Below are 13052 nucleotides of genomic sequence, written 5' to 3'. Positions count from 1 at the left end.
AATCAAAAGTTTTTGTACATGAGGCTTTATTTCAATTGCTTTTGCCTGTGGCAATGTCGTTGCCTGCCCGCAGCAGTGAGTCGGTCTCCTGCAAAAGGTTGCGGGTTTCAGCGATGTATCTGCGGACGTTGCCAAGTGCTTCATTATCAAACTGTTCGCGGATGACTGCGGTGTGCATCAGCAGGCGGATATCGCGCCCGCGATAGAGCCGCTGCCTAATGTCGCCCAGTTCGCGATACCACTGCCGATAGCTGCGGTTAAATGCTGCCAGCGCCTGACTGTTGCGCTTAAATTCAGTTTTGCGCAGACGGCTGTCGGAAATCTGCGCGGTTTGGCGATTCATCTGCTCAAAATAATAGTCGCGCGAATTTGCCATAGTACGCAAGGAAATGCGCATTTGCTCGTAGCGCATGAGCAAATCTTCCCATTCGCGCTCCCACTCATCTACTTTGCGTTCCAGCGGGCTTTTGAGGCTTTCGGCACTGTTGGCAGGCGGATTATTGACGGGAGTATCGTCTGTGGCTGCCGGCTCGTCGGTTGTTTCGGGCGGCGGCAGGGTTTGCAGGGTGCTGTCTGTGTCCTGTGCCAGCGTCTCGATTTGTGCCAGTAAAATTGCGCGGTTGTCTGTAAAATCTTTGACTACCGATGTCAAGTCAGGAGGGATAACTTCGGCGCGCGCTGTCTCTGAAATCTCGCCGCGTTCGCGATTGACAGGCTCGCAGGACATAAGCAAGAATAGCAACAGCAAGAGACAAAACAGTAGTGCGCCTATGTAGTAGCTCTGTACTTTGCCGCTTTGCATGGTTCGGATGCGTTTGCCCATGATGCCGATTATTTGGTAAATTCCTTTGACTGCTCCGTCCACTATTGTGCGGTCAATCCATGCCTGCACGTGCCCGATGACGACTGTTGCTTTTGCCAACAGGTCTATCGGGCGGTCTAACAGCGCCTGCTCCCAAGCCGCTATGCGCCTGCTGCCCGCAACCAGAGTTGGCAGGCTTTTCTGTTCCAACCAACGACTGATAGCGCTGACAGTCAGATACTTACCACCTTCCAGCCAAATTTTTGGCTCTGGAACAGGTGCAGAACGCTTACTCCATGCTAAAAACTGCGCAAAGGCTGTTCCGCTGTTTTGCCAGAGCTTGTGGTAAAGCGTGTCCAAATATAAAAAATTGTATGCCGTTCGCCAGCCGGGCAGCTTTGCCAAACTTTCATCTTGTTGCAATATATTGGTGCGGCAGCAGTAAATCCGCCAAGCAAAGCCGGCGCCTCCTACCAGCAAAGCCAGCGACAGCAGCGCCAACCACAGCGGAGTAGCCTCTTGCGGCAGACTTATTTGAAAAGTCAATAAACTTGCTGACCAGCTAAACGGCAACAATGAAAAAGCAATGAACGGAATAAAGATGGCTAATGCCGAAAGTGCCACACGCTCGCTTGTTGCTATTTTAACTTCCTGATAATCAATGTCATTGCGCTTTTGTGAATAAAATACCAGAAACCACATGCGGGCGGTGTAGAACGCCGTTCCTAGCGAAGCGACGAGCAGCATTAAAAAGCAAATCAAGCCGAATAAACCTGATGGGTCTTGAAGACCTGTCAGGTTTGCATATAAAACAGTTTCTTTGGTGAGAAAACCCGCCGTCAGCGGCACACCCGCCAGCCCTGCGGCCGCCAGCGTGAAAACAACAAACAAAAATCGTTGCTGCCTCATGCCACCCATTTGGCGGATGTCCTGCGTATGTGCAACATGGATGACTATGCCTGCACACAAAAACAGAGCAGCCTTATAGAAACCATGACTTAACAGGTGCAAAAAGGCGGCATCGGGATCGCCCGCACCCACCGCAGCCAGCATCAGCCCCAGTTGCGAAATAGTAGAATAGGCCAGAATGCGCTTCAAATCGTATTGAGTAGCGGCTGCTGCTGCCCCCACAAGCGCCGTTAAGCTGCCAACTCCAGCAGCAATTAGTTGAATATCAGCGCCTAATGCAGGAAATATGCGGATCAGTAGGTAAATGCCAGAAACAACCATTGTGGCGGCGTGCATCAGCGCGGAAACGGGCGTTGGCCCCTGCATCGCGTCGGGCAGCCACACGGAAAACGGCAACTGTGCCGACTTGCCCATCGCTGCCAGCAGCAGTCCTGCGCCAATGAGCCAGTGCCATTTGGAAAATTCGCTGCCGTTGCCAAGTACGGCGAGGTCAAATGATCCATAAGCCGCCCACATGCCGCCCAGCGCTGCTAGAAAGCCCAAATCTGCCAGTCGGTTGATGAGGAAGGCTTTGTTGGCAGCCATGCCCGCCGGCGCTTTTTCGCGCCAGAAGCCAATCAGCGCCCAGCTGCAAAAGCCGACAATTTCCCAGAAAAAGAACAGCGACAGCAAATCGGCGCTGATAATCAGCATGTTCATAGCAAAGGTAAACAGCCCCAGCAGCGCGAAATAGTCGCGTTGGCGCTGTTCGTGCCGCATGTAGCCCCACGAATAGACCTGCACGGCAAACGAAACGGCATTGACCATCAACATCATCGTAACAGCTGTGCCATCTGCCGCCCAGCGAAAAGCAATTTGGGAAGCCCATTGCCAGCCGAAGGTATCCGAAAAATCCTGTACGGCATAGGTATAGCTAAAACCACAGAGTGCGGCAAGCGTCGCCCATGCCGGAATGGTTTTGCCCCAACGGAGCGGTAAGAGCCATGTTATTAGCGCCCCTGCCAGCGGTAAAATTGCCCACAATAGTGTTTGCATAGGGCAAAGTAAGGGGATTTTAAGGGTTAAAGAGGCTCAAAGTTAAAATCTTCGTCGCGCAGGCGTTCCACAAAAGCAAGCGGTAGCCCGGTACTTTCCGCGATAATTTCTAACGCAATCCCACGTTTGAGTAGATTTTTAGCGATTTCAAGTTGCATGTCTTGTTGGGCAGTTACTTTTAATGTAAAAGCCTCGCTCGCTTTGTAGTGCAGATAGTCCAAATAGCGGTTGTAGCTGTATTGCTGTTCCTTATCCAAACGCATAATATCCAGAATTTCTTTGGCTTCCGACAAACCTTTGGCTCTGAACTCGTCTTTAACCTCGCTGTTTTTCAAAAAATAAATCCACTCATCAAGCGTATTTTTAGCAACATCATTAAACTGGTTGACTTTGATGATGTAATATTCGGGAAAAATTTCCGACACATGTGCTTTACCAAAAACAGACTTTTGCCGCTTTGAAAGTTGCAGTACATCTTTGGCGTGCAGTCCAAGAAAGGAAGTTGTGCCTTTGTAAATGTAATCCTCGCCTTGTCCCAAATCAAAGTAAACAATATTAACCGAAATCACTTTTTTGATTTCCCGATAGACTTGTCCCAAAGAAACATTTTCCGCCAGTGCCTTTGACACACCATAGGCCATGCGCTGGAAGTAATCTATCTCGTAGGTATTTTGAATTTCTATGATAATCAGCTCATTTTTTGAGTTTTGGGTTAGAATGTCCACGCGATTGTACTTATCATCATCAGAAATCTGATTGCTTTCGCTTTCCAGAATCTTCTGAATTTTGATATCGTCAAACAACAATTCGGATAAAAAACCTTCCAGTACGACAAAGTTAGCCTTATCGCGCAGTAGCCGCTTGATAGCCCAGTCAAAGTGAATCAGTCGCTTGCCCATTTTACAATTTACTGCAATAGTGAGGTGTCATGCCTACGGCATTCTGCTAATAAAAAATGTATAATTTTACTACTACAAAGATAACAAGCCTACCGGCTTTTTTTACAACAAGCCTGTAGGGCTGCTAACTTTGTAGCCTATCGTATAGCTTTTGCGATTCAAACACCGTTAGGTGTGGTATCTTATGTGCTGTGCCAATAGTTCGTAAAAGCAATGAGGAAAACTTTCATTGGCTTGATTACTTGGGGAGCCTGAAATATGCCCTTACCTTTGAAACCTCACAAACTTTGTATAATGCTTATGAAAAAACAAACCTTGCTACCAATATGCAACCCCCACAGGATAAAAAATGCATGGCATGTGATTTATTTTCAGTATAACACTTATCCCCGTCAGCGGTCGCCGGACTCTGACGGTTTTTTTACGTGGGGAAATAATCTGCTGACAGGCTATCGTGTATAAGGGATGCTCATCAAAGCTGTCAATCAAACCTTTACTTACTCTACCTCTGAAGGCTTAACAGCGCTGCCCGGTTTAATTTGCAAGAGTCCCGTTGTTACAACGGTGTCGCCTATGGACAGGCCTTCGAGTACCTGAATCTTCGACTCGGTGCGGATGCCTGTTTTTACCATCACAGGCATTGCTTTACCATCTTTAACAATGAATACTTTTTTGTTATCCATTTCCGGGATGATGGCCTGCGTAGGAATCAGCAGTGCATTGGGAATACTGTTGAGAACAATTTTTACTGAAGCAAATGCACCGGGCAGGATTTCGCGGTCGCGGTTGTCGCACAAGGCGCGGATCTGGATGGTGCGGGTAGCAGCTTCTACCTTCGGTTCAATGGCATAGACCGAACCTGTATATTCCTTTGTCCCCCCTGCAACAGTGAAAGTAATTTTCATGCCCTTTTTGACAATCCCCATATATTTTTCAGGGATGGCAAAATCTACTTTGACGCTACTCAGGTCAATGAGGTTGGCGATGCGTACCGTAGGGGTAACGTAGCTGCCCTCGCTGACATAGCGCAGACCGATTTGCCCGCTGAAAGGCGCTAAGAGGCGTGTTTTGGCAATTTGCGATTTGATAGCTTCGATCGTAGCGTTTTGCGCATCCAGTTGGGCTGTCAGTGCTTCAAACTCCTCCTGACTGATACCTTGTCTCTGTAGGAGTTTTTCATCGCGGGCTTTTTTCTTCTCCAATAACTCTTTTTGGATAATAGCGCGTTTCAGTTCTGCTTGCAATTCATCGTCGTTGAGTTGTAGCAAGAGCTGTCCTTTGCTGACAATGCTGCCTTCCTGAAACTGGATGTTGGTAATCTTACCTGAGATTTCGCATTTCAGATCTACTTCCTCGTTAGCAATTACAGAACCCACAGAGGTAATTTTATCTTCGAGCAATTCACCTTTGACTACATATGCCTTAATTATTACCGGCGGGGCTGCATTACTTCCCGCAGCGCTTGCTGCTAAGGGAATGTCTTTCTTTTTTACCGAACCAAACCACTCTAAACGCCAAGCAAGACCTATGGCAATAACGATGAGAAAAAGTACCAGAACAACTACGCGTACAGAGATTTTCATAAAAAGAACTAACATCGGTCAGATTAACGGGACTGCAAGAGCGGTAAAAGGTTGATATTCAAAAAAAGCAGGGTGTACAAATTTAGGAATGTTTTTGGGCTTCGCGATATAAATTCAACAAATCAGCAACAGCATGGGGAATATGCTGCTTGCTTTGGTAGATGCTTGCCAGCTTTTCCTGCAAAGCCGCTTGTATAGTTGGATTCCGATAAAAACTCTCCAGCAGTTGTTCAGCAATGAGTTCTTTGAGCCAAGCCTCCTGCTGTTGCAGGCGTTTGCGTTGCCACCAGCCATTGCCCTGTGTCAGGTTGCGGTAGTCTTGTATCATCTGCCAGATTTCTGCCAGTCCGTTACCCTCAATTGCCGAACAGGTCAGCACCTTAGGCTGCCAGCCATAGGCTTTGGCAGGAAAAAAATGCAAGGCATTGCGGTATTCTGCCTGTGCAATTTTGGCGCGGCGGAGGTTGTCCCCATCGGCTTTGTTGATTGCAACCGCATCAGCCATCTCCATGATGCCTTTTTTGATTCCCTGTAACTCGTCGCCTGCTCCGGCAAGCATGAGCAGCAGGAAAAAATCGGTCATGCTGTGTACAGCTGTTTCTGACTGCCCTACGCCGACGGTTTCAATGAAAATGACTTCAAAGCCTGCCGCCTCGCAGAGCAGCATAGTTTCGCGGGTTTTACGGCTGACTCCTCCCAGCGAAGTACCGGCAGGTGAAGGGCGTATGTATGCCAGAGGATTGTGGCTAAGTTGCTCCATGCGGGTTTTATCGCCCATGATGCTGCCACCTGTAACAGGGCTGCTTGGATCTATTGCCAAAACGGCCAGTTTTTTGCCAAGGCTTGTAATCAGCGAGCCAAACCGCTCGATGAAAGTGCTTTTACCTACACCGGGTACGCCTGTAATCCCGATGCGTATGGCATTGCCGCTCTGGGGTAAGACAGCCTGCAAAATAGCGTCTGCCTGTTCGCGGTCGGCAGGTAGCTGACTTTCGATCAGCGTAATGGCACGACTTAAAACAAATCGGTTTCCTTCTCGAATTCCTGCTATGTAGGCATCGGTGCTGAGTCGTGGGCGCGGCATAGATCTGTTTTTATAGTCAAATTTTGATGAAAACCAAAAGAGTTTCAAATCGCAAACGCGTTTGAAACTCTTTGTGGAAATATGTACTTTGCAGCTAATCTTACTGAGCTGAGTCGGCAGGTGCTTCTTCAGCAGGCGGAGTTACCAAGCCGGGGATTGGCGTATTGGCAGGAGGGGCAGTTTTCTGCTTGCCTCTTGCGGCGTCAATATTGGGGCTGGAAACTTCTTTGGAGCGATCAATGGTAATATTTGCTAACAGAGAAAGCACCATAATAGCACTTGCAAATACCCATGTAACACGCTCCAGAAAGTCTGTTGTACGCTTTGCACCCATGATCTGGGTAGCGGCAGAAGCGCCTAAATTTCCTGCCAGACCGCTGCCTTTAGAATTTTGCGCCATTACTGCTAGTATGAGTAATACGGCTATAATCAGAATCAGAATGATGATTAACTGTGTCATTATTTTGTGATCATTGTAAGCGATGAAGCTCTTCAATTTGAGTCGCAAAGTAAGCGCTTTTCTGCGGATATTTCAAAGCAAGTCGCTGATAAATACTGATCGCTTTTTCTTTTTTTCCTTGACGCACGTAGATTTTAGCAAGATGCTCGGAGATGTTGTCATCGTTTTCCTGCACACTTTGCTGCGCGAGGTCTTCCTGTTCGGACAGCGTCTCCAACTTACTGCGATCAACTGTAATGGTTGGCTCTTTTCTGATAAACTCTTCAATAATGTCCCAAGTGTTTTGGTTAGTCATGGTAGGTTCGGTTTTGTAGGGGGATGTGTTTGGTGCTGTGTCTTCTGTCAGGCTGTCAAAAAAGCTCAAGTCGTCAGTGGCTTGTCGCTCAGGCGCACTGCTTTTGGCAGGTGCATCTGCCGATGGCTGGGCTGCTTCAAATGCCTGCATTTGCGACTGATACCATGCTGCTTCTGCTTCGTAGCGGTCGGCATAGCTATCTAAAAGCCCTTCTTCGGGCAGTTCGCCGAGTACTGTGATTTCGGATGCTGCCGTCTTGTTATCCAGTGCCTGTTCCCATGCTTGTGATGCTTGTTGAAGTGTTTGGAATGCCTGCTCGTCCGCATCGCTAAGTTGCTGCCAATCGGGCAGTAGGGTTTCTTCCCAAGCCTGCGGCATCCCGTTGCCTTCGTAGTAAGCGCGTTCTGCCTCCAAGCGCTCTGTGTAAGGCTCGAGCACCTGCTCCGACATGGCTATTTCTTCGGCTGTCAAATTGATGCGCTCATCGGGTACGGGTGTGGGCGTGGCTGCTATAGGGCTAATTATTTCATCTAAGCCGTCTAAGATCAAATCATCGTCTGCGTTTTCATCCTCCTCGCTGAGGGGCGCAACAATATCATCATCCTGATAGATTTCGGGAGCATATCGCGGAATTGATGTGGTTTGTCCAAGCACTTCCTGTCGGAGTTTTTCGTATTCGCTGTCGTGAATGAGTGCGTCCATCTCAAAGTCAGGCAGATCGGATGACAGCTCGTCGTCCTGTGCTAGTGGCGGCTCAACGGCAGGAGCTTCATATACGAAAGACGGCGCGACATGTTCAGTATCCTCGTTGGTATCTTTACCGGTTTCCTGCACCGCAATTTCTTCTTCAGGAAAAGAGGTATAAGTATCGGTCGGTACTTCTGTAGTTACAGAAGACTCTTCAGGTGGATCGGCAACTACCGCCTGCTCTAATATTTCAGGCGAATACATCACGCTGATTTTATCGAACAGATTGATTTCTTCTGCTGTAAAGTCAATAGAGAAAGTGGTCAGTGTTTCGTCGGTCGTGTAAAACTCTTTATTGATTACTTGTTTGAGTCTTGCGCGATCGGGGGCATATAATGCCGCTCTGCTGATATGTTCCCTCTTGCCGGTTGCTTGCGCCAGTCGTAGATGAAAGGTCGCACAATAAGGATACGCTTTTACTAATTGTGTCAATATGTCCGCGCCGACAGACATTTCACCAACACCTGAATAGCGCAAAAGTTGAGTAAATTGTTCCTTGTTGATCATAGCAGATGAGGTGTTGCAAATCCAAAGTTAAAAAAATGTTGCAAAGCGCTTACCAAGTTGCTACCGATTTATTGAAAATATCCAGAATGATCTGATCAAAAATGCGGGAAATAAGCTCTTGCTCAACTTGGGAAAGGTTCTGATCTTGTGGGAAATCTTCGAAGAAGGTAAACTCCTGATCGAAGTTTTCGCTCTCATCAATTGTGTTTTCATAATTGACTTTGACTTTGATGGTCAGCCGCTGCAAAGCTGCCAACTGATCAAACTGGACTCCACCTGATTGTACCGAACCCGCCGAAGGCGCAACGGGGGTTACTTCATAGCCGGTAATAGTACCGCTAAAACGCAAATCGCCGTTGCTGTTTACTAATCGCAAACGCGTGTTGCGCATGAGGTATTCACGCAAGGACTCTGTAAACTGGAGCGAAAGGTTGGCCGGACCGGCAGGTACGTCGGCATAGAACAACTCTATTTCCATCGTCTGTACGCGCGGATCTAAGTTGATACCCGAAAAAGTAAAGCTGGGCAGCTTCGCGCAGCTGCTCAATAGGCACATCACTACCAACGAGGGTATGAAAAGAATGATTTTTTTCATGGAAAACGTAATGGATTTGTTACTCTTCTTCTATGCCGTACTGCTTGATTTTGCGGTACAAGGTGCGTTCGGAAATGCCTAAATCTTGCGCGGCATATTTGCGCTTGTGATTATTTTTGATTAACGCCTTGATAATCATTTCTTTTTCCTTTTTTTCCAACGAAAGGCTGTCGTCGTCTTGATGAATTTCGTGGGTAACGTCTTCAACGCCTACAAATTCATAATCCTCCTCCTTGTTATGAGCAGCGGCAGGTTTGCTTGCACTGTTGATAACTACAGGGGCTATTTTGGGTTCTATCGGCTCGTGGCGGAAGTGTGCTGCAATCGGTTCTTCGGTGGTTGGCGCTACTCCCAGATTGCCAAACAGCCGCTGATTTTGTTGCAAAATGTTTTTTTCGTTGGCAATATCGCCCTGCAATAGTCCCAGCACCACTTTTTTGAGGTCGGTAACGTCGCGGCGAAGGTCAAACAGCACTTTGTAGAGTAAATCGCGCTCAGACAACTGCTCGTCTTTCTGCTCGCCTGTGATGGCAGGCAATAACGAAGCGGTTTTTGACTGATTCGCATTGACCGGGGGCAGGTATTTGGCTAACGTAGCGGCCGTAATGTAGCGATTGGTTTCCAGTAAGGACACCTGCTCGGCGATGTTCTTCAACTGGCGAATGTTGCCGGGGAAAGGATAGTTTAACAGCAACTGCTTTGCGCCTTCGTCCAGCGATACGGGCTTAACGCGGTAGCGCTCGGCAAAATCGGTGGCAAATTTGCGGAACAGTAACTCAATATCGTTGCCGCGCTCGCGCAGCGGCGGAATGTAAATCGGAACGGTATTGAGGCGGTAGTACAAATCCAATCGGAATTTGCCCTGCTCGGCGGCTTTGAGCAAGTCCACGTTGGTAGCTGCAACTACGCGCACATTGGTTTTCTGCACTTTTGACGAACCTACTTTGATAAATTCGCCATTTTCCAGCACGCGCAACAGCCTTGCCTGCGTTCCCAGCGGCATCTCTCCGATTTCATCTAAAAAAATCGTTCCGCCGTCGGTAACTTCAAAATAGCCTTTGCGAGCTTCGGTTGCGCCCGTGAAAGAGCCTTTCTCATGCCCAAACAGTTCGGAATCAATCGTTCCTTCGGGAATAGCGCCGCAGTTGATGGCAATAAAGTTGTTGTGTTTGCGTGCGCTCAGGTTGTGGATAATTTTGGAAAAAGATTCCTTGCCGCTGCCACTCTCGCCCGTAATCAGCACGGTGAGGTCGGTAGTCGCTACTTGCACGGCCACCTGAATGGCGTAGTTCAGCGCCGGCGAATTGCCGATAATGCCGAAGCGTTGTTTAATAGCTTGTATGTCGTTCATTCCTGAAAAATGTTTTTGAGGGGGATGCTGAATCCCTGAATGACTACTGAATGTAGTGTGCCTTCTTCATTCAATTTAAGATGCAGGCTAAATTTACCTTCGTTGAGCAGGTATTGTTCTACTGTGCGCTCATCGGGGTCTATCAACCAATATTCCTGCACGTTATGTGTGGCATAATCCTGCATTTTGATGCCTCTGTCGCGCTCTTGCGTACTTTCTGAAAGAATTTCCACCACAAAATCGGGAGGCGGAAATACGCTTTGGTGTGGTTCAAATGTGGCGGCGCGTTCCTGTGTCCAGAAACACACATCCGGCTCATAGTCGTTGCGCGTACAGCGAATCATTACTTTCTCATAGCCAACTTTGCCCAGTCTGTTGTCATACACATAAGGCAGCAGGTAGCGCATGAGTTGCTTGCTTGCCATCCAGTGCCGGCCACACACAGGCGAACGGTACATAATTTCCTCTCCGTTGATAAACTCCGCCTTAACCGTGCCGTCCACAGCCTCCCAGAAACGATGACGGCGCTCCTGCTCTAACTGCCATTGGCGGTTGAGTTCTTCCAGCAACTGCCACATATCGGGCGATTTGAGGATAGGTTGTAATATGGATGATGGGGTTGGCATCGTTGTTTTGGCAATTTCTGAATAAATCTTATTCCACCACCTCGCCTAGCAGGGTTGCTGCCGTAGCCGAATGTACCAGCACGTTTACATACTGTCCTTTTTGGTAGCTGCCACGGGGGAATACCACCACTTTGTTGGCCGTGTTTCTGCCTTGCAGGAAGTCTGCCGAACGCTTGGATTCTCCTTCAATCAGTACGCGGTGGATTTTTCCTACGTCGCGTTGGTTGCGCTCATACGAAAGGTCGCGTTGCAGGGCGATAATTTCGTTTAGGCGGCGTTTTTTCACCTCCAACGGAACGTCATCGGCATATTTGCGGGCTGCCAGCGTTCCCGGGCGTTCCGAATAGAAGAACATGTACGAAAAGTCATATTTTGCGTACTGCATCAGGGTCAGCGTGTCCTGATGTTCCTCTTCGGTTTCGGTGCAGAAGCCTGCAATCATATCTGAACTGATGCCGCAGTCCTCGCCCAGAATGCGGCGGATAGCGTCAATGCGCCCAATGTACCACTCGCGGTCGTAGGTGCGGTTCATCAGCGCCAGCACGCGGCTGTTGCCGCTCTGCACGGGCAGGTGAATGTATTTGCAGATGTTGTCGTATTTGGCCATCGTGTGCAGCACCTTATCGGTCATATCTTTCGGATGGCTTGTGCTGAAACGCACGCGCAGGTCAGGATGGATAAGCGCCACCATTTCCAGCAGGTCGGCAAAGTCCACAACAGGTTTGCCTTCGGCTTGGGCGCGGTCGGTTTCTTTCTTATTGGCTTCGCCTGCCCACTTGTAGCTGTCCACATTTTGCCCCAGCAGGGTTACTTCGCGGAAACCTTTGTTGAACAGGTCTTGCGCTTCGGCAACGATGCTTTGCGGGTCGCGGCTGCGCTCTCTGCCGCGGGTAAACGGCACTACACAGAAGCTGCACATATTGTCGCAACCGCGCATGATGGAAATAAACGCCGTTACGCCGTTGCTTTCCAGACGAACAGGGGTAATATCGGCGTAGGTTTCCTCGCGGCTGAGCAGTACGTTCACCGCACGAGCGCCGCTGTCCACTTCGCTCACCAGACGCGGCAAGTCGCGGTAAGCATCGGGGCCTACGACCAAATCCACGATTTTTTCTTCTTCCAACAGCTTGGCTTTCAGGCGTTCTGCCATGCAGCCCAGCACACCAATCGTCATTTCGGGATTGCGTTTTTTAAGGCTGTTCAGTTCGCCCAAACGGTGGCGGATGGTCTGCTCTGCCTTGTCGCGGATAGCGCAGGTATTGAGCAACACCAAATCGGCTTCTTCGGGGCGCGCCGTAGTGCCAAAGCCATGTTCTTGCATGATGCTCGCTACAATTTCGCTATCCGAAAAGTTCATTTGGCAGCCGTAGCTTTCTATGTAAAGTTTACGCTGCCCTGCCAGCGCGTTCTCCGCCGTCGTGCGGATTTCACCCGAAGGGCGGTGTTCGTGGCTTTGGGTATGTTCGTTTACTTGCTCTAAAATCTCAATATCAGTAATCAGTCCCTGTTGCATGGATTCAGTGGAATTAAGAAGAATCAAGCACAAAATTAGCTGCTTTACGGGACAGTTTATGACATTTTGGCAGAAAAATTAGGGGACTAACAGTTGTTCGTGCTTCGTTGCACCTCGCCTATGAACAACTTTACTAAATGAAACTTATTTGCTGTTAATCACCTCTTCTATCTATCGGCGCAATTCCGGTATTTTATTTTTCACAACATCCCAAGCGATGTTGTAATCTACTTCTTCCATGTAAAAGAATACTCATCCAGAATATGCCTCAAATACGTCATTGGATTCTTAGGCATACACAACCTCTTTTAAAATTTGGGGACTAATGTACGGACTGAGTCTGTTTTTGGTAACAACTTCAACTTTATATCCGCTAAACAAGTTATCAATGAAGTCGCAAAAGTCAATAAAGTTGTCAAACTTTGCCTTTTCAGGCGCAAAATCAATCAAAATATCTATGTCGCTTTGCTCGGTTTGCTCGCCCCTCGCATAAGAGCCAAACAGCCCGATAGATTGGATACCGTATCGGGAAATCACATCTTTTTGAGATTGAATTTTGGCGATGATAGCTTCTCGCGTGGTCATGGATTCGGCATTCAACGTGTACGTAAACATACAAATTTGTAGCCGACATACAGGCGAATGT

Annotated in this window: 11 protein-coding genes; all 11 read right to left on the bottom strand. The window is 48.4% G+C overall.

Features of this window, described 5'->3' with window-relative positions:
* Positions 1-31: 31 nt before the first annotated feature.
* The 11 genes from ACWIP2_RS07430 to ACWIP2_RS07380 all read right to left on the bottom strand — a co-directional run bounded on the left by ACWIP2_RS07430 (position 32) and on the right by ACWIP2_RS07380 (position 13021).
* Positions 32-2746: an NADH-quinone oxidoreductase subunit 5 family protein gene (locus ACWIP2_RS07430; RefSeq protein ID WP_448519284.1), complete on the bottom strand. Its 2715-nt coding sequence runs from the start codon at positions 2744-2746 to the stop codon at positions 32-34.
* Positions 2747-2772: 26 nt separating this feature from the next.
* Positions 2773-3645 (bottom strand): Rpn family recombination-promoting nuclease/putative transposase, encoded by an 873-nt coding sequence (locus ACWIP2_RS07425; RefSeq protein WP_448519283.1) that lies wholly within the window; start codon positions 3643-3645, stop codon positions 2773-2775.
* A gap of 497 nt (positions 3646-4142) precedes the next feature.
* Positions 4143-5228: an efflux RND transporter periplasmic adaptor subunit gene (locus tag ACWIP2_RS07420; RefSeq protein WP_448519282.1), complete on the bottom strand. Its 1086-nt coding sequence runs from the start codon at positions 5226-5228 to the stop codon at positions 4143-4145.
* An 82-nt stretch (positions 5229-5310) separates the two neighbouring features.
* A complete protein-coding gene (gene meaB / locus ACWIP2_RS07415) occupies positions 5311-6312 on the bottom strand; it encodes a methylmalonyl Co-A mutase-associated GTPase MeaB (protein WP_448519281.1) in 1002 nt (333 codons plus the stop codon).
* A 100-nt stretch (positions 6313-6412) separates the two neighbouring features.
* On the bottom strand, positions 6413-6772 hold the full coding sequence (gene secG, locus ACWIP2_RS07410; RefSeq protein WP_448519280.1) for a preprotein translocase subunit SecG: 360 nt from the start codon (positions 6770-6772) through the stop codon (positions 6413-6415).
* A 10-nt stretch (positions 6773-6782) separates the two neighbouring features.
* Positions 6783-8321, bottom strand: a complete 1539-nt coding sequence (locus ACWIP2_RS07405) for a tetratricopeptide repeat protein (protein ID WP_448519279.1) — start codon at positions 8319-8321, stop codon at positions 6783-6785.
* 49 nt (positions 8322-8370) lie between these two features.
* Positions 8371-8916, bottom strand: coding sequence for an LPS assembly lipoprotein LptE (lptE, locus tag ACWIP2_RS07400; RefSeq protein WP_448519278.1), 546 nt, complete (start codon positions 8914-8916; stop codon positions 8371-8373).
* A gap of 19 nt (positions 8917-8935) precedes the next feature.
* A complete protein-coding gene (locus tag ACWIP2_RS07395) occupies positions 8936-10267 on the bottom strand; it encodes a sigma-54 interaction domain-containing protein (protein ID WP_448519277.1) in 1332 nt (443 codons plus the stop codon).
* Positions 10264-10893 carry a Uma2 family endonuclease gene (locus tag ACWIP2_RS07390; protein ID WP_448519276.1) on the bottom strand — a complete coding sequence of 210 codons (630 nt, stop codon included), beginning with the start codon at positions 10891-10893 and terminating at the stop codon, positions 10264-10266. Before ACWIP2_RS07390 ends, ACWIP2_RS07395 begins: the two co-directional genes overlap by 4 nt.
* Before the next feature lie 28 nt (positions 10894-10921).
* The gene (miaB, locus tag ACWIP2_RS07385) at positions 10922-12406 is read right to left on the bottom strand and encodes a tRNA (N6-isopentenyl adenosine(37)-C2)-methylthiotransferase MiaB (protein WP_448519275.1); all 1485 of its coding nucleotides are present in this window, start codon (positions 12404-12406) and stop codon (positions 10922-10924) included.
* Positions 12407-12694: 288 nt separating this feature from the next.
* The gene (locus tag ACWIP2_RS07380) at positions 12695-13021 is read right to left on the bottom strand and encodes a nucleotidyltransferase family protein (protein ID WP_448519274.1); all 327 of its coding nucleotides are present in this window, start codon (positions 13019-13021) and stop codon (positions 12695-12697) included.
* Between the last annotated feature and the right edge of the window lie 31 nt (positions 13022-13052).

The sequence above is a fragment of the Rhodoflexus sp. genome (assembly GCF_053489755.1).
The sequence above is the reverse complement of the archived record's forward strand: the minus strand, read 5'-3'. Positions and strand labels throughout refer to the sequence as shown.

Coding starts and splice junctions, on each gene's coding strand:
- ACWIP2_RS07430 (WP_448519284.1), bottom strand. CDS start 2,746: ATGCAAACACTATTGTGGGCAATTTTACCGCTGGCAGGGGCGCTAATA.
- ACWIP2_RS07425 (WP_448519283.1), bottom strand. CDS start 3,645: ATGGGCAAGCGACTGATTCACTTTGACTGGGCTATCAAGCGGCTACTG.
- ACWIP2_RS07420 (WP_448519282.1), bottom strand. CDS start 5,228: ATGAAAATCTCTGTACGCGTAGTTGTTCTGGTACTTTTTCTCATCGTT.
- meaB (WP_448519281.1), bottom strand. CDS start 6,312: ATGCCGCGCCCACGACTCAGCACCGATGCCTACATAGCAGGAATTCGA.
- secG (WP_448519280.1), bottom strand. CDS start 6,772: ATGACACAGTTAATCATCATTCTGATTCTGATTATAGCCGTATTACTC.
- ACWIP2_RS07405 (WP_448519279.1), bottom strand. CDS start 8,321: ATGATCAACAAGGAACAATTTACTCAACTTTTGCGCTATTCAGGTGTT.
- lptE (WP_448519278.1), bottom strand. CDS start 8,916: ATGAAAAAAATCATTCTTTTCATACCCTCGTTGGTAGTGATGTGCCTA.
- ACWIP2_RS07395 (WP_448519277.1), bottom strand. CDS start 10,267: ATGAACGACATACAAGCTATTAAACAACGCTTCGGCATTATCGGCAAT.
- ACWIP2_RS07390 (WP_448519276.1), bottom strand. CDS start 10,893: ATGCCAACCCCATCATCCATATTACAACCTATCCTCAAATCGCCCGAT.
- miaB (WP_448519275.1), bottom strand. CDS start 12,406: ATGCAACAGGGACTGATTACTGATATTGAGATTTTAGAGCAAGTAAAC.
- ACWIP2_RS07380 (WP_448519274.1), bottom strand. CDS start 13,021: ATGTTTACGTACACGTTGAATGCCGAATCCATGACCACGCGAGAAGCT.